This window comes from Planococcus koreensis (assembly GCF_004761975.1).
Taxonomy (GTDB): domain Bacteria; phylum Bacillota; class Bacilli; order Bacillales_A; family Planococcaceae; genus Planococcus; species Planococcus koreensis.
Window position 1 is genome coordinate 23690 of sequence record NZ_RQII01000008.1, and the last position, 17047, is coordinate 40736.

The window sequence follows — 17047 nt, forward strand, 5'->3', positions numbered from 1 at the left end:
AAAGGGATGAGGAAATGAAAAAAATCCAAGCAAGCATCGCCTCGAAAAATCCAGCCAAAATTAACGCAGTTGCGACAGCAATGGAAACTCTGGGCTATGCGTTTGACCTGGCTTCAGCGGAAGCGGCTTCAGGGGTATCCGAGCAGCCGAGGTCACTGGAAGAGACACGCCTAGGTGCAATAAACCGCGCTAAAACACTTTCAGCTGAGTCCGTGGACATTGCAATCGGCTTGGAGGGCGGCGTCTATGAACTTGAAGGCGAAATGTATTTATGCAATTGGGGGGCGCTCGCAACGAATGACGGCAAAATTTATACAGCCGCAGGAGCCCAACTGCCGCTTCCTGAAGAAATTGCAGAAAAACTGCGGGCGGGCGGCGAGCTTGGTCCGGTGATGGACGCTTATGCCAATGAAATCGGTGTGAGGCATCACAAAGGAGCTGTCGGCGTGTTGACTGCAGGCTTGGTCAACCGGGATGAAATGTTCAGCCATATTGTTAAATTGCTGCTAGGACAATACGTCCGCGGCAGCGATTAAGTTGCATGTGCAAAGAAACATCTTTAAAATAAGAACAAGCAAAGTTAGGGAGGAATAGGCGTGCCTCGTAAAGGGTTATTGGTTTTATTCACAGCAGCGGCCATTGGGTTGGCTGGCTGTACAGCAACTCCGGAAGAAAAGATTGCCGGCGCCTTGGAGAATGCCCACAAGGCATTTTCTGCAGAACCGCGGGAAGCTAACGAATCTTCCGACGGCACAGCGTTCTATCTGCCGGGAGGCTATACGGTGGAAGAGCCGTCTGATGAACGCAGCATCAATATCACAAAAGGCAGCGATTCGTATATGCTGACCGCCAACCCGAACGAGGCGGGCGACAGCACATTATTCTATGACCTTTTAAAATCCGAGCCGCAGCAGGAATGGGCGGCTGATGAAACTTTCGAGGAAAATGGACGATTCGGTTTTGCCGCTGTACGAAAAATCGCGGACGACCGGTTTGAAGTGGTGGCCAGCGCTGGCGGCGCCAAATTGACAGCCGTATCGGAAGCAGGCAAAATTGAGGAAAATATGGAATGGATGATGCAGACTGCACGTTCCATCGATAATGAGAAGGGAGATTGACTGAATGAGAACGTTAACTTCTATTGAGCAATTCAATGAACTGGCGGAAAGCGAACCGGTTGTCTTTATGTTTACGGCCGACTGGTGTCCGGATTGCCGTGTTATTGAACCAATACTGCCTGAAATTGAAGAAGCTCACACGGAATTCACTTTCGTATCCGTGGACCGGGACGAATTTATCGATTTGTGCATTGAAAAGAACATTTATGGAATTCCGAGTTTCCTGGCTTATACGAATGGCACTGAAGCTGGCCGTTTTGTCAGCAAGGACCGCAAAACAAAGCAGGAAATCGAAAATTTCCTGGCCGCTCTCGCTAGATGAGAAAATATAAAAAAATGACGGTTCGCCATACTGTGGCTGAGCCGTTTATTTTTGAGGAGGAACCGACATGATGAAATCATCCGAATTAGTAAATATATTGAAACAGCGAATGACGAATCCGGAATTGATCTGGCATTTTGACCGCGAAAAAGATGTGTTGGACATCCGGCATAAAACTTTGGGTAATGGCATGACGCTTTCCCTGCCGCAGGCATTAAACCGGTATGAAGCAAAAGGGGAGAGCGCGTTGGATGAAATCGTCTATACCATCCTGGAAACTTTCGGTGCGATGGAAAAAGAGGCGAAAGGCGAATTGAAATCGTCGGAGCACATCTATCCAGTCGTCCGCTCGACGTCGTTCCCATTGGAATCGAAGGAAGGCCATCGCTTCATCACTTCGGACCATACAGCTGAAACACGGGTTTTTTACGCGTTGGATGCTGGCACTACCTATCGCTTAATTGACGAAAATATGTTAAATTCATTAAGTCTGAGTGAAGAGCAGGTCAAAGAAATTGCACGGTTCCAAGTGAAAAAACTGAAAACCGCTGTAAAAGAAGACCGCGTCGCAGGCAATGTATTTTACTTTTTGAACGAAAATGATGGGTACGATGCTTCCCGTCTGCTGAATGAAAACTTCCTAAAAGACATGAAAACGAAAATCACAGGCGACATGACTGTATCAGTGCCGCATCAGGATGTGCTGATCATCGGAGATATCCGCAACGAGACCGGATACGATGTATTGGCGCAAATGGCGATGCACTTTTTCACTAACGGCAAAGTGCCGATTACGTCATTGTCGTTCATCTATGAAAATGACGAACTTGAGCCGATTTTCATCATGGCCAAGAATAAACCGACCGAGGAGCAGGATAAGAAATGAATGCATTTTACAATAAACACGGAATAGGCGATGTCCTATTGGTCCAATTACAAACGGAAACACCGGAGAAAATCCACCCTGAACAATTCGGCGATGTTACGCTGATCAAAGATGGCGAAGGAAACATTGCCGGATTCAATCTTTTCAATGCCTCTACTTACGTGGAACTGGCTGACGGAGAGAAAGTGGAACTTTCGGAAGCATTGGTTACAGAGCTTCAGAATGCTTTGGCTAAAAATGGTGTAGATTATGTTCTTGAAGTCGATTTGTCTCCGAAATTTGTCGTGGGCTTTGTAGAAGCGAAAGAAAAGCATCCGAACGCGGACAAGCTGAATATTTGCCGTGTCAATGTCGGCAGCGAAGAATTGCAGATTGTCTGCGGTGCTGCAAACGTTGAACAAGGACAAAAAGTAGTTGTGGCAAAGGTAGGGGCAATCATGCCTTCTGGAATGCTGATCAAAGACGCGGAACTTCGCGGTGTTCCATCTAGCGGGATGATCTGCTCGGCGAAAGAACTGGCTTTGCCGGATGCTCCTGAAGAAAAAGGGATATTGGTCTTGCCGGAAGATGCAGAAATCGGATCTTCATTCGAAGTAAAGGCGTGACGCGTTATGAGTTGGGTTAAAAATATCTGGAATCGTTTATTCACTGAAGCCGAGGAAGAGGAAACTGCGGAAAACGTCCTTAAACAAGACAAGCCCGTAACTGAGCGGCCGAAAAAGGCGCCGTTCCGCTTTCCAGTTATTTCAGATAACGAAAAAGACCGTTTCAAAGAAATAGACCCTGCAGCGGAGCAGCCCGTGCCTAAACGCCGTCCATCAAGCCCTGCTTTGAACAAAGCGAGAGGTTTTGGACCACCGGCACCGCAAGTAGGCGAAGCATACCATAGCCCGCCGGTGCGCGAGCCGCGGGAACGGCGTGAGCCACGGGAAGTTCGTGTGTATGAAAAACCGGCTCCTAGAGTTCCGCGTGCGGCAGAACCGAAAACTTTGCCAAGGCCGAGCCAAAACAGCCAGCCGAAGACCAAAGTACGGGAGGTTCCAGCTACGAAGCGCCCGGCAACCCGTGCATACGAGCCGCAAAGCAAAAGTACACGGCCGTTTGAACCGAGCCGGGTGCCGTCTCCAATCCATGGCTATAACGAGTCGCGCCCCGAGCCGATCATGAATTTGCTCGAGAAAAAAGAACAGCAGCGCAATGAACAGCCGAATTTGAGCTCTTTGGCTTCGGCTAAGGAAGCGTTGAAACTGCAAGGGTTCCATAACCAATTGCCTTCAATTAAAAAAGAGGCGATTGTTGAAGAGAAGCTGCCAGCCACGGAAAAAGATATGTTGGCAGAACCTCAACAGGCGGAGATTGCAGCACAACAACAGCTTGATGAACCACAGCCAGCGCCGGTTAAGCAAAAGGCATCTGTTCTGTTATTTGACGACGAACCGGAACCAATCGAAGGGCCGGCAGAGATAGAAGAGCCGGTAAATATCGAAGAACCGGCAGAAGTGAAAGAACCGGAACCAATCGAAGAACCAGCAGAGATAGAAGAGCCAGTGCATATCGACGAACCGGCAGAAGTCAAAGAACTGGAACAAAGCGAAGAACCAATAGAGATAGGAGAACCTGTGCTTATCGAAGAACCAGCAGCAGCCAAAGATCTGGAACAAAGCAAAGAACCAATAGAAATTGATGAGCTCGAAACTGTAGAACAAAAGGTACATAATGGCGCTTTGGAAGAGGCGGTTAAAGCCGAAGAAATCCGCCAACCGGAGAAAAAGCGTGAAAAAATCGTGCCATTCAATGTGCTGATGTTGAAATCCGATAAAGATCGTTTGAAAAAAACGAAGCCGGCCGCAACCGGTGTTCCCGCTGCTCCAGTTGAAAAGGAAAAACCGGCAAATGAGCCTGTCCAGAAAACACTCGTGGAAAAGCAGATGATGTCTGAGTTTGCTGAGAAAAAGCAAGAACCGTTACAAGAACCATTAAAAGTTAATGAGCAGGCACCGGAACCAGTAACGGAACCGGAACAGCCGATTGTCTATGAGCATCCGAGAAGCGACTTTTTGCGTGCACCTGAAAACGATTTGATAGATGAAGCGTGGATGGAAGAGCAGGGAGAGCGCCTTATTGAAGCGTTGTCCCACTTCCAGATCCAGGCATCCATTCTCAGCATCGTGCAGGGACCGGCTGTGACCCAGTTTGAAGTGACCGTTGCCCAAGGAGTGAAAGTCAGCAAAATCCGCAATCTGGCGGACGATCTGAAACTGGCCCTGGCAGCCAAAGACATCCGGATCCAAGCTCCGATACCCGGAAAAAGCTCGATCGGCATCGAGATCCCGAACCGCACTTCCCGTGCAGTCCGTATATCCGAAGTGATCGAAAGCCGCGTGTTCCAAGAATCGGATTCGCCGCTTGAAGCCGCGCTCGGCCTCGATTTGACTGGAAAGCCGGTGACGCTGGATTTGCGCAAAATGCCGCATGGCTTGATTGCTGGCGCGACAGGTTCCGGCAAGAGTGTCTGCATCAATTCAATATTGGTGAGCCTTCTTTATAAATCATCACCGCGCGATCTGAAAATGCTGCTCATTGATCCGAAAATGGTTGAACTTGCGCCATACAACCACATTCCGCATCTTGTCAGCCCGGTCATTACCGATGTCAAAGCGGCGACAGCTTCCTTGAAATGGGCAGTCGAAGAAATGGAGCGCCGTTATCAATTATTCGCGCATTCCGGCGTCCGCGATTTGAGCCGCTACAATAAATTAGTAAAAGAAAAAGGGAATCATGCCCAGCATCTCCCTTATATTCTGATTGTCATCGATGAGCTGGCAGATTTGATGATGATGTCGCCATCCGATGTAGAAGACGCCATTTGCCGCATTGCGCAAAAAGCGCGGGCTTGCGGAATCCATTTGGTCATTGCGACACAGCGTCCGTCGGTAGATGTGATTACGGGCCTCATCAAGTCGAATATCCCGACGCGCATCGCGTTTTCCGTATCCTCCCAAGTGGACAGCCGCACCATCCTGGATTCGCAAGGAGCGGAGCGGCTGCTCGGAAGAGGGGATATGCTGTATCTCGGAAACGGCATGTCTGCACCTGTGCGGATCCAAGGAACGTTCGTCACAGACAATGAGATCGAAGACGTAATCGCCCATGTCCGTGCGCAAGGCGAGCCGGAGTATTTCTTCAATGAAGAAGAACTCATCAAACGGAGCGGTGTGTCAGGAGTGCAAGATGATTTATTCGAAGAGGCTTGCCGGTTCATCATGTCCCAAGGCAGTGCTTCGACATCGTTGCTGCAGCGCAAGTTCCATATCGGCTATAACCGTGCAGCGAGGCTCATGGATTTGATCGAGCAGCACGGCTTTATTTCCGAACAGAATGGCAGTAAGGCACGAGCGGTATTGATAACGGAAGATGATATCGAAAACGTCTTTCAGTAAGATATGCCCAAAAATTCTTTAAGGACAGGAAATATCGGGTATATCGATAATGTTTTAAAAGTGATATAATCGAGTGATTATGTTTTGTTGACTAGCTATGAATTTCGCTCGGCGATTTCTATAGACTCTTTTCAACTTCCACAGGAGGTTCATTTATGACAGTGTTACATTTTACCGGCATCAAAGGATCCGGCATGAGTCCGCTCGCGCAGATAATGCATGATATGGGCAAGACAGTGCAAGGTTCCGATATCGAACAGTATTTCTTTACAGAAGACCGTCTTCGTGAAAGAGGCATCACCATTCTGCCTTTTGAAGCTGACAATATATCGGCGGATATGACAATTATCGCTGGCAACGCGTTCAACGACAACCACCCGGAACTTGTCAAAGCGCGTGAACTTGGGGCGACGATCATCCGTTACCACGAGTTTCTTGGAGACTTGATGAAACAGTATGTTTCGGTTGCCATTACAGGTGCCCATGGCAAGACTTCTACGACGGGTTTGATGGCGCATGTGCTTGACGGTTTTAAACCAGTTTCTTACTTGATCGGCGACGGCACGGGATTCGGCAAGGAGAATTCACATTTCTTCGTTGCGGAGGCGTGTGAATATCGACGCCATTTCCTGGCTTATCATCCGGACTATGCAATCATGACCAATATCGATTTCGACCATCCTGATTATTTTGCGGGAATCGACGATGTGTTTAATGCGTTTGAAGAGATGGCGCAGCAAGTCAAGAAATGCATCATTGCCTGCGGCGACGATGAATACCTTCAGCGTATTCAGGCACCGGTTCCGGTGGTGTATTATGGTTTCGGCGAAGAAAACGATTTCCAGGCCCGCAACGTTGTGAAAACGACTGAAGGCACGACGTTCGACGTCATGATCCGCAATGAATTCTTCCATACGTTCATGATTCCAATGTTCGGCGACCACGCCATCATGAACGCGCTGGCTGTTATTTCACTTTGCCATTATGAAAACATTCCTGCTGACATCATTCAGCAGCAATTTTCGGACTTTGAAGGCGTCAAACGCCGTTTCACTCAAACCGAACTTGATGGGCGTATTTTGATTGATGATTATGCACACCACCCGACAGAAATACGCGCGACGCTTCAATCCGCACGCCAGAAGTTTCCTGAGCGTGAAATTGTGGCTATCTTTCAGCCGCATACATTTACACGTACGCAAACGTTCCTTCAGGAATTTGCGGACAGCTTAAGCGGAGCTGACCAAGTGTATCTTTGCGATATTTTTGGATCTGCACGTGAAGAAGCTGGCGTTCTGACAATCCACGATCTTGAAGAGAAGATTGAAGGGAGCCGCATCCTGCAATCTGATGATGTTACGCCATTGCTGCAGCATGAAAATGCGGTTTATTTGTTCATGGGTGCTGGAGACGTTACGAAATTCCAGAAAGCTTTTGAAAACCTCATTAAAACCGAAGAAACGGTTTAATAGCAACTCAAGCAAAAGGCCACAGGCGCAACCGGAAATCCGGAAGCGTCTGTGGCCTTTTTTTGTTAAAGCCAATCATAAACCGAATTTTGAATAGACTAACAATTGATTTTAAGCAGGATTAACAGGTGTATAAGTGGAATAAATCTAAAGTGCCAGTGTTTACACCAATTGATGGTGGGGTACAAAAGAGATATACCAGTATTCAAAAAGGAGGAAACAGCATGGATTGGAAAATATTGCTTTACATAGCGGCTATCGTTGCTGCTGTCGGATTTTTAGTTTTATGCGTAGCGTTGGCTATGACATTAAACTCGTTGAAAAACACACTTAAAGAAGTTTCAGGAACTGTTTCAGGACTTGAAAACCAATTACAGGGTGTGACCTTGGAAACGACGAACCTTTTGCATAAAACAAATGAGTTGGCAGAGGATATCCAAGTGAAATCAGAAAAACTTAATACAGTGGTGGACGCAGTCAGAGGTGTCGGAAATTCCGTAACTGATTTGAACTCATCTGTCCGCCGCATCACTTCGACTGTTTCTACTCATGTGGAACAAAACGAAGATAAAATCGCTCAGGTTGTCCAATGGGGAAATGTTGCAATGGGCATCCGCGACAAATGGAAAGAGCGCAAAATCTATGAAGCACGCGCTTCACAGTCTTACGCTCCAGTACCAGGGCAAAAACAATTGCCGCATAACGACCAAACGCTATAAACTTAAACCAAATGGAGGAATTTAATATGACAAACAATAACAATAACAATAATAATAATTACCAGAAACCAAATTACAATGAATCTGAATACAAGAACCAGAACTATTACGCACAAAACGATTACAATGGCCAGCAAAGCGCTTTCGTGCCACAATCATATGGCATGGGCAACCGTTACGATGATCTTTATGATTACGAAGATGAGTCAGGTTCATCAGGCTTCCTATTAGGGGCAATCGTAGGCGGAATCATCGGAGCTGCAGCTGCATTGATGCTAGCACCGAAATCCGGCAAAGAATTGCGCACGGACTTGAATACTCAAGCTAGCACGTTGAAAGAAAAAACTTCAGGCTATACAGATACTGCTAAAGAGAAATCAAGCGGATTGACGCAACAAGTAAAAGAACAGTCGACTAAAGTGGTTGATAAAGTAAAAGGCATGAAATCCGGCCAATCTCCTATGGACGATGGCACAGCGTCATCTGAAGGCGAAGAGACGATTGAAATGCTAGACACTGTACAAAACTCGATCGGCCAAACTGAAACAGCTGGACACGAAGCCTTCACTTCAACTGCAAACGCTTTGAAAGAAGCAGTAGAAGAAGTTAAAGAAGAGAAGAAATCTGCAAATACTAGCAACACAAGCAACACAAGCAACACAAGCAACAAAACAACTAATGCTTCGACAAGTTCTAATAACTCGAACAACTCGAACAAAAACACATCAAATTCCAGCACTTCTGGCAGCGCCGGCAGCAGCTCGAATAAAAACAGCTCGAACAATAATTCAGGCAGCAGCACAAACAAGAACAACAGCAACAACAGCAACAGCAACAACAATAAATCATCGAAATGATCTGGGAGCGGATTAAATGGAAAATTTAGTACGTGTACATGATTTAGACGATTTAAAAAATGCCACTGCCCACACCGAGCATTACTGGCTGCTGAAGCACAGCAGCACATGCCCGGTATCGGCTTCCGCGTGGAACGAATACAATGAGTATTGCTCTCTGCACCCGAACCAGCTGTTTTTATACTTAGTGGTTCAGGAAGACCGTGAGCTTTCCAAAAACATTGAATCGTTGACAGAAGTTAAACATGCTTCTCCGCAAGCCTTTCACTTTGCTAATCAGAAAGTTGATTGGAATGCGTCGCATGGCAGAATCACCAGCAAAGCGATGCAGGAATTTATCGCTTAAAAAAGATGCCGGAGCCTTGAGGCTCCGGCTTTTTTTATTCAAAATACTTTAGCGCGTTGAATCGCTAAAATATAATGCGTGACTTTACCGAATACTTTGCTTATAATAGTCTAAACATGTTAAGATAAGTCACCAACATGATGATACGCGAAGGGAGCAGTAAAGAATGAGCCATTTAGATTTAGAACAGCTAAGAGAAAAAGTGGATGCCGTAAACCTCGAGATCCTCACACTTATTAACGAACGCGCAACAGTAATCCAGGAAATTGGTAAGATCAAAGAAAAGCAGGGTGTAAATCGTTACGACCCATTGCGTGAACGCCATATGCTGAACTTATTGAAAGAAAATAATAACGGACCACTAGACCAGAAGACGGTTGACCATATATTCAAGGAGATTTTCAAATCTGCACTTGATATGCAGGAAGAAGACCACCGCAAAGCACTTCTTGTTTCACGCAAGAAAAAAGCCGAAGATACGATCATCACAATCAACGGTGAAAGCATCGGCGACGGCACCCCATCGTTCATCTTCGGTCCTTGCGCAGTAGAATCCCAGGATCAGGTTTCAAAAGTCGCTGAAGCGATTGGCGCTAAAGGGCTTAAGTTGATCCGTGGCGGTGCGTACAAGCCGCGTACATCCCCATATGATTTCCAGGGCCTTGGCCTTGAAGGGTTGAAAATGCTGAAAGCAGCCGCAGACCAATACAAACTTGCGGTCGTTTCAGAAATCGTTACGCCGCATCACTTGGAAGAAGCATTGCCATTCGTTGATGTTGTCCAAGTCGGCGCACGGAATATGCAGAACTTCGAATTGTTGAAAGCGGTTGGGCAGATCAACAAGCCTGTATTGCTGAAACGCGGAATGTCTGCAACTGTCGATGAATTCATCAACGCTGCTGAATACATCATCGCTTCAGGGAATAGCCAAATCATTCTTTGTGAACGCGGAATTCGCACGTACGAAAAAGCGACGCGCAACACGCTCGATATTTCAGCAGTGCCAATCCTTAAACAAGAAACGCATCTTCCAGTATTCGTAGATGTCACGCATTCCACAGGGCGCCGCGACTTGTTGCTTCCTGCAGCAAAAGCTGCAATTGCAATCGGTGCTGATGGAGTTATGGCTGAAGTTCATCCAGACCCAGCGGTCGCATTATCCGATGCTGCCCAGCAGATGGATTTGAACCAATTCGATGATTACTACGATGCTTTGATGAAGTTCATGAAGCAATACGAGTTCAAAATGTAAATCCGAAGAGCCGGGTAGCTACCCGGCTTTTTCTTTTTTATGTGAATTGAAAAAAATACATACCTTGAACTAAAGAAGTTAACGCTTTTAAGCCGCTCCGGACGCTTTGGGAAGGGCAAAGACGATTGCTCCTGCGCAAGCTCGTCGCAAAGAAGTTGCCAAAAGTATTTGGCACTCCTTGGCTCTCGCTATGAGCCAAGAAGAACACTCATCTCATAGCTTTTATTAGCCGCATTGGTCGTCTAGGCGGAATATCGACACATGAAAATGATAAGTTCTACTTATATAGTTGAAAATAGGAAACTTTTTATCGTATGATAAAAGATATAAGGGAAGGAGGGCGCACCGTGACCGTTACAATATATGATGTAGCAAGGGAAGCAAATGTATCCATGGCTACCGTTTCGCGTGTAGTCAATGGCAATCAGAATGTGAAACCTGCTACAAGGAAGAAAGTATTAAAAGTGATTGAAGAGCTTGGATACCGCCCGAACGCAGTAGCAAGAGGGCTGGCCAGCAAAAAAACCACCACGGTCGGTGTCATCATTCCGGATATCTCTAATAGCATGTATGCCGAACTTGCCCGTGGAATTGAAGACATAGCAACAATGTACCGATACAACATCATCTTGTCGAACTCGGATCAAAACCAGAACAAAGAACTTCAATTGCTTGAGACGATGCTTGGCAAACAAGTGGATGGCATTGTTTTCATGAGCGATGTGATTTCAAGTGAACTTCTTTTTGAAATGGAGCGTTCCCCAACGCCAATCGTATTGGCAGGTTCGATTGATGAATCGGCGAGCATTGCTTCTGTAAATATCGATTATTATGGGGCAGCATATGAAGCTGTGAAAAAATTGATTGATAATGGCCATAAACGTATAGCGTTCATATCTGGACCGCTGACATCTAAAGTGAACAAAGATTATAAATTGAAAGCTTACCAAACCGCTTTAAAAGATGCAGGCATGGATTACGATGAGAAACTGATCGTCGAATGCGATAATTCTTACGATGAGGCAATCGAAGCCGTGGAAACGTTGAAAGAAAGCGATCCGACTGCCTATTTTGTCAGCAATGATGAAATGTCCATCGGTGTCATCCACGCTGTTGAAGCGAATGGCAAGAAGATTCCGGACGATGTAGAAATCATCAGCTACGAAAACTCGAAATTGGCGCGCATGGCAAGGCCGATGCTGACGTCAATCGCACTTCCGCTTTATGACATCGGAGCAGTTTCAATGAGGCTGCTGACGAAATACATGAACAAAGAAGAAATTGAAGAAAAACAAGTTATTTTGCCGTATCGAATTGAAGAGCGCCAATCAACTAAAAACGGTTAAACGCAGAAACGCATAAAAGCTCCGCTTGGAGGCTTTTATGCGTTTCTAATCATATACAGGGCTTTATTGAGCATTTCGTGGTTTTTTTCCGTGATTTCCTCTTTGCGTGGTATCGCTTCATACATCTTTTGCGGGTCTTCCCACGCTTCAATCAAAGGGACCGGTGATTCCGGCTGCCATTTTGCCAGCCATGAAGCAGGCAGTGGACCTGTTGGAGCTGGAAAATTGTTCATTTCCATCCATAACAAAGACCATGCACGCGGAACGACGCGCCAAATATCGTAACCGCCGCCGCCTACAGCAATCCAGCGCCCCTCACAGAACTCGTGGGCCAGCTCATGAGCCACTTTCGGGATTTCCCGGTAAATGTCCATAGTTCCGTACAAATGCGTTAGAGGGTCTAAATAATGGGCGTCAGCGCCATTCTGGCTTAAGATGACGTCAGGTTTGAAAAATTCCACAATCTCTCTCATTGCCGTCCGGTAAATTTCCAGAAACGATTCGTCTTCCGTAAACGCATCGATAGGGAAGTTGAAGGATGTTCCATAGCCTTGCCCGCTGCCGCGTTCGTTAATGTTGCCAGTCCCAGGGAATAGATAGCGCCCGGTCTCATGGATCGACACGGTGCAGACATCCGGATCGTCATAAAAGCTCCATTGCACGCCATCGCCATGGTGCGCGTCGGTATCGATATAAAGCACGCGTGCCCCGTATTTCTTCTTCATGTAATTGATTGCGACAGAGCTGTCATTGTAGATGCAGAAGCCGGAAGCTTTGCCGCGGAAGCCGTGGTGCAGACCGCCGCCAAGATTCAATGCGTGCTGCGCTTTGCCTTCCATAACCCAATCGACCGCTGTCAAAGTACCGCCGACAAGCCGGGCGCTTGCTTCGTGCATATTAGCAAAAATCGGCGTGTCTTCTGTGCCGATGCCGTAGCTTTCACCGGCTTCCGGAGAAACTTTGCCGATGCTGGCCTGCTTGACGATGTCAATATAACGCTGGTCGTGGGCTAGGAGCAGTTCTTCGTCTGTCGCGATGCGAGGGGCGACGACCAGCTCTTCTGGAAGCGCCTTCATTTTTTGCAGAAGGTCAACAGTCAACTCCAGCCTTTTCTGATTAAATGGATGGGTATCAGAGAATTTATACCCCAGTTGATCCTCCGAATAAATAAATACTGCGTGCTTCATTTGTCCATTTGTGGTGTGTTTGGCCATAAAACATCGAAACCTTCTTTTTGTAAGTCGTCAATAATTGCTAGCGGATTCATGGTTTGTATACGGAATACCAAAACTTTATTGGCGTTATTCTGTTTGTCGGGGTAGACCAGAACACTCAATACATTGACTTTATGATTGTAGAACACTTTTGACACTTCATAGAGCACTCCGGAGCGGTTTGGCACACGTATTTCAATGTGTGAGCCTGGCTGATGGGCGCCTGTCAATTCGATGTACTTGTAAAGAAGATCGGTTTCAGTCAGAAATCCCACAAGCTTTTCATGGCTGACAACTGGCAAACAGCCGATTTTCTGGTCATAAAAAGTCAGCGCAGTTTCTTCAACGAAATCCATCGGATGTCCGGTTATTGGATTTTTTGTCATAATTTCAGAAACTTTCATCTCATAGGCGTTGATTTTTGGCGAAACGGAAAATCTTGATGGCAATGCATCTTTTAAGTCGCGCTCAGTGACGACGCCAACCACTTTACCGTCTTCGACGACAGGAGCATGGCGGATCCGGTTGTCCTCAAAAAGGTCCAGCACATCCTGGACGGTTTGGCTGGGAGCTAAGGTATGTACATCAGTTTTCATAATTTCCTCAAGTAACATAGAAACACCCCTTGGATTCGGATTAGTACATGTAGCGGTTCATGAAACGGAGCTGATCGAATTTTTGGACGGATTCCGGATCGACGCGGCTGCCGATTTTCGCCATAAGGCAATTGGCGGGATGGGAACTGATTTCAGGGTCATCGGTCGCATAATATTCCAAACCGCCAGCCTGCATCATTTTTTCCATGATTTTACGATATTCCCAGACGTTCAAGCCGGTTCCTTTCAAATCCCAATGCCAATAGTACTCGGTCGTGATGACGATGAAATCTTCAAAGGCATCATCCATCATAGACACTTTAAGCAGGGATTTTCCAACGCCCGTGCCGCGGAATTTCGGTATGACTTCAATAGCGCCGAGTTCAATCAAGTTTTCCATTTTACCTTCCGACCAGCGTTCGAGCGGGTCCGGATACAAGAAAGTGACATAGCCGACAATCATATTTTGGTCTCGGGCAATGAGGATGCGGCCCTCCGGCAGATCGGCAATTTCCGTAATCGCCTTATGCTGCTGGGCAGGGGGGCGGAAAGCGACCAAGTCTTCATGGAATTCAAGCGCTTTCAAGTCTTTTGATGAAATTGGTCCTTCAATAATGATTGGACCGTGTTTCGTTTTCAGCTCTAATGCATTGTAAGTTTTCTTATGTTCCATCATTTCACCGCCTATAGGGTACAATTAGGTCCATTATACATGAAACCGCTTAAATTTTGTAAAGTTTCCTCGACTGTCCGTTCAATATTCTAAAAAATTAAAATTATTAGCAATCGATTGAGCGATTGTTGTAGAATGGAAGAGAATCAATTCGAAAGGATGATGGGTATGAAAGTCGAAACTATTGCAGCTGTCCAAGGAGACCACAACTTACATAATTATGAAGAGGTTTCATCGGATTTTAACTGGGCTGATGTTGAGAAGGAATTCAGCTGGTCCAAAACAGGGAAGATCAATATGGCTTATGAAACGATCGACCGCCATGCTGAGTCAGACCGGAAAAACAAAGTAGCTCTTTACTATCAAGACCAGAAGCGCCATGAATCCTATACGTTCTACGAAATGAAGCGCATGACGAACCGTGCGGCAAATCTTTTGAAAGCGCATTCCGATTTGGAAAAAGGCGACCGTTTCTTCATCTTCATGCCGCGTTCACCGGAATTGTATTTTGCGATGTTCGGCGCATTGAAGATGGGATTGATTGTCGGCCCTTTGTTCGAAGCCTTTATGGAAGGTGCAATTTACGACAGGCTGGATGACAGTGAAGCAAAAGCGATCATTACGACGCCTGAATTATTGCCGCGCATCCCACTGGACCGCTTGCCGAATTTGAAAACTGTATTTCTCGTCGGGGAGAATGTAGAAGAGGATGGTAAAATTGTAGACTTTAAAAAGCATCTGCACACGTGTTCGGACCGTTTTGAAATCGAATGGCTGGATAAAGAAGACGGCCTCGTGTTGCATTACACGTCCGGATCTACAGGCAAGCCAAAAGGGGTTCTGCATGCGCAATATGCAATGGTGCAGCAATACCAGACGGCTAAATGGGTATTGGATCTGAAAGAGCAGGACGTTTATTGGTGCACTGCCGATCCAGGGTGGGTCACTGGGACGGCATATGGCGTGTTCGCTCCTTGGCTGACGGGTACAACAACCGTGATAATCGGCGGGCGCTTCTCGCCTGATGCATGGTATAAAGCGATTGAAGATTTTGGCGTAACCGTATGGTATAGTGCGCCGACCGCTTTCCGCATGTTGATGGGGGCAGGGGATGCATTGGTGAAAGAATATGATCTTTCAACACTGCGCCATGTGCTGTCGGTCGGAGAGCCTTTGAATCCGGAAGTTGTGCGCTGGGGTGTACAAGTATTCAATAAACGCATCCACGATACATGGTGGATGACGGAAACCGGTGCACAGACGATCTGCAATTATCCTTCAATGGACATCAGACCGGGATCTATGGGCAAGCCTGTTCCTGGCATCAAGGTTGCCATCGTCGATGACCGCGGAAACGAATTGCCGCCGAATCAGATGGGGAACTTGGCGATTGAAAAAGGCTGGCCGTCCATGATGAGACAGATCTGGAACAATCCAGCGAAATATGAGTCTTATTTCATGAACGATAAATGGTATGTATCCGGCGACTCCGCGTATATGGATGAAGATGGTTATTTCTGGTTCCAGGGACGCGTTGATGATGTCATCATGACTTCTGGAGAACGAGTTGGTCCGTTTGAAGTGGAAAGCAAGCTGCTGGAGCATCCAGCAGTAGCCGAAGCGGGCGTTATCGGAAAACCGGATCCTGTTAGAGGGGAAGTTATCAAAGCGTTCGTAGCATTGAATGAGGGCTTTGAGCCTTCCGAGGAATTGATCCAGGATATCCAGCAATTCGTGAAAAAAGGCTTGGCAGCACATGCTGCGCCTAAAGAAATTGAATTCAAGGATAAGCTTCCGAAAACGCGCAGCGGCAAAATCATGCGCCGCGTGTTGAAAGCTTGGGAACTCGATTTGCCGACAGGCGATCTATCCACAATGGAAGACTGATCGAGCATAGAAAAAAGCCGCAGCTGAAATTCAGCTGCGGCTTCTTTTTTTTATTCTTCATCGACGCTTTCTGCATCTGATGGTTCAGAAGCGGGTTTAGCTTCCGCTTCTGGATCGGCCGGTTCTTCCGGTTCCTCTGGCTCTTCCGGCTCTTCTGGTTCCGGCTCAGGTTCAGCCGGCTCTTCAGGTTCTTCCGGTTCTACAGGTTCCTCTGGTTTTTCTTCAGGTGTTTCTTCTGGTTTCTCTTCTTCTTTCACTTCTTCATCTTTCGGTTCTTCTTTAGGTTCTTCTTTTGGTTCTTCTTTAGGCTCTTCTTTTGGTTCTTCTTTCGGTTCCGGCTTCGGTTCTTCAATCGTTACTGCGTTGGAAGGAGAAGACTGTTTACCAGTAATGTCTACCGCTACGACTGTGTAGCTTCCTGGACCCGGCAGACTATAAGAGTTGCCTTTGGATTCAGAAATAGAAGCTATTGTGGATCCGCCGCTGCGATAGATGCGGTATCCGACGATATCATTCGATGGTGAATCGCTCCAGGAAATCGTGGATCCGCTGAGTTTGGCTCCGACTCCAGCAGGTGCTACACCGTCATGCTCAAGCGTAGCGCCGGATACGACATTCGAGAACTTGGAATTGCTAGGGAATAATTTTCCGGCATCTCCTCCGAATGGAGCAAGCATACGGTCTACAAATGCTTGGTTGACGCCAATTTTGATTGGTGGTCCTGTGACATATTCAGCCCCTATTGGTTCATTAACAGGGTTTCTTCTGTTTGAATCATGGAATTACAGACGCTTTAAAAAGGAATGGAAAAGCAAGAAATATCGACGATACTTTTAGGGAATATTAATGCCTTGACCAGTTTTGAATGTAACTTATTAGGAATTAAGTTACATTCGTTCGTTGTGTATCAGCAGCTTCGATA

17 protein-coding genes are annotated in these 17047 nt (G+C 46.6%); 13 read left to right on the top strand and 4 right to left on the bottom strand.

The window, feature by feature from the left end; translation table 11 throughout:
- The first annotated feature begins 14 nt into the window (after nucleotides 1–14).
- The 12 genes from EGV91_RS01330 (at nucleotide 15) to ccpA (ending at nucleotide 11755) form a co-directional block, all read left to right on the top strand.
- On the top strand, nucleotides 15–536 hold the full coding sequence (locus EGV91_RS01330) for a DUF84 family protein (RefSeq protein ID WP_135500378.1): 522 nt from the start codon (nucleotides 15–17) through the stop codon (nucleotides 534–536).
- Nucleotides 537–596: 60 nt separating this feature from the next.
- Complete coding sequence (locus tag EGV91_RS01335) at nucleotides 597–1118, top strand: hypothetical protein (RefSeq protein WP_135500379.1); 522 nt, start codon at nucleotides 597–599, stop codon at nucleotides 1116–1118.
- A gap of 4 nt (nucleotides 1119–1122) precedes the next feature.
- Nucleotides 1123–1440, top strand: a complete 318-nt coding sequence (locus EGV91_RS01340; protein ID WP_135500380.1) for a thioredoxin family protein — start codon at nucleotides 1123–1125, stop codon at nucleotides 1438–1440.
- 70 nt (nucleotides 1441–1510) lie between these two features.
- The gene (locus EGV91_RS01345; protein WP_135500394.1) at nucleotides 1511–2326 is read left to right on the top strand and encodes a DUF1444 family protein; all 816 of its coding nucleotides are present in this window, start codon (nucleotides 1511–1513) and stop codon (nucleotides 2324–2326) included.
- Complete coding sequence (gene ytpR / locus EGV91_RS01350) at nucleotides 2323–2931, top strand: YtpR family tRNA-binding protein (protein ID WP_135500381.1); 609 nt, start codon at nucleotides 2323–2325, stop codon at nucleotides 2929–2931. The genes EGV91_RS01345 and ytpR overlap by 4 nt, the downstream gene beginning before the upstream one ends.
- A gap of 6 nt (nucleotides 2932–2937) precedes the next feature.
- On the top strand, nucleotides 2938–5766 hold the full coding sequence (locus tag EGV91_RS01355; RefSeq protein WP_135500382.1) for a DNA translocase FtsK: 2829 nt from the start codon (nucleotides 2938–2940) through the stop codon (nucleotides 5764–5766).
- Between the two features lie 155 nt (nucleotides 5767–5921).
- Nucleotides 5922–7235, top strand: coding sequence for a UDP-N-acetylmuramate--L-alanine ligase (gene murC / locus EGV91_RS01360; RefSeq protein ID WP_135500383.1), 1314 nt, complete (start codon nucleotides 5922–5924; stop codon nucleotides 7233–7235).
- A gap of 224 nt (nucleotides 7236–7459) precedes the next feature.
- Nucleotides 7460–7954: a DUF948 domain-containing protein gene (locus EGV91_RS01365; protein WP_135500384.1), complete on the top strand. Its 495-nt coding sequence runs from the start codon at nucleotides 7460–7462 to the stop codon at nucleotides 7952–7954.
- Nucleotides 7955–7980: 26 nt separating this feature from the next.
- Nucleotides 7981–8811, top strand: a complete 831-nt coding sequence (locus EGV91_RS01370) for a YtxH domain-containing protein (RefSeq protein ID WP_135500385.1) — start codon at nucleotides 7981–7983, stop codon at nucleotides 8809–8811.
- Nucleotides 8812–8827: 16 nt separating this feature from the next.
- The gene (gene ytxJ / locus EGV91_RS01375) at nucleotides 8828–9157 is read left to right on the top strand and encodes a bacillithiol system redox-active protein YtxJ (RefSeq protein ID WP_135500386.1); all 330 of its coding nucleotides are present in this window, start codon (nucleotides 8828–8830) and stop codon (nucleotides 9155–9157) included.
- Nucleotides 9158–9323: 166 nt separating this feature from the next.
- A complete protein-coding gene (locus EGV91_RS01380) occupies nucleotides 9324–10409 on the top strand; it encodes a bifunctional 3-deoxy-7-phosphoheptulonate synthase/chorismate mutase (RefSeq protein WP_135500387.1) in 1086 nt (361 codons plus the stop codon).
- Nucleotides 10410–10756: 347 nt separating this feature from the next.
- Nucleotides 10757–11755: a catabolite control protein A gene (ccpA, locus tag EGV91_RS01385; protein WP_135500388.1), complete on the top strand. Its 999-nt coding sequence runs from the start codon at nucleotides 10757–10759 to the stop codon at nucleotides 11753–11755.
- 35 nt (nucleotides 11756–11790) lie between these two features.
- Here the strand turns inward: ccpA and EGV91_RS01390 are convergent, their stop codons facing one another.
- From EGV91_RS01390 to EGV91_RS01400, 3 genes are read right to left on the bottom strand one after another with little or no spacing between them, the layout of a single operon-like run.
- Complete coding sequence (locus tag EGV91_RS01390) at nucleotides 11791–12969, bottom strand: acetoin utilization protein AcuC (RefSeq protein ID WP_277751527.1); 1179 nt, start codon at nucleotides 12967–12969, stop codon at nucleotides 11791–11793.
- Nucleotides 12939–13583, bottom strand: a complete 645-nt coding sequence (locus EGV91_RS01395; protein WP_135500389.1) for an acetoin utilization AcuB family protein — start codon at nucleotides 13581–13583, stop codon at nucleotides 12939–12941. The genes EGV91_RS01390 and EGV91_RS01395 overlap by 31 nt, the downstream gene beginning before the upstream one ends.
- A gap of 22 nt (nucleotides 13584–13605) precedes the next feature.
- Nucleotides 13606–14238 carry a GNAT family N-acetyltransferase gene (locus EGV91_RS01400; RefSeq protein ID WP_135500390.1) on the bottom strand — a complete coding sequence of 211 codons (633 nt, stop codon included), beginning with the start codon at nucleotides 14236–14238 and terminating at the stop codon, nucleotides 13606–13608.
- Between the two features lie 168 nt (nucleotides 14239–14406).
- On the opposite strand from EGV91_RS01400, the gene acsA reads away from it, so the two are divergent.
- Nucleotides 14407–16125, top strand: a complete 1719-nt coding sequence (acsA, locus tag EGV91_RS01405; protein WP_135500391.1) for an acetate--CoA ligase — start codon at nucleotides 14407–14409, stop codon at nucleotides 16123–16125.
- A gap of 50 nt (nucleotides 16126–16175) precedes the next feature.
- On the opposite strand, the gene EGV91_RS01410 is transcribed toward acsA, so the two are convergent.
- A complete protein-coding gene (locus EGV91_RS01410; RefSeq protein WP_135500392.1) occupies nucleotides 16176–16802 on the bottom strand; it encodes a hypothetical protein in 627 nt (208 codons plus the stop codon).
- Between the last annotated feature and the right edge of the window lie 245 nt (nucleotides 16803–17047).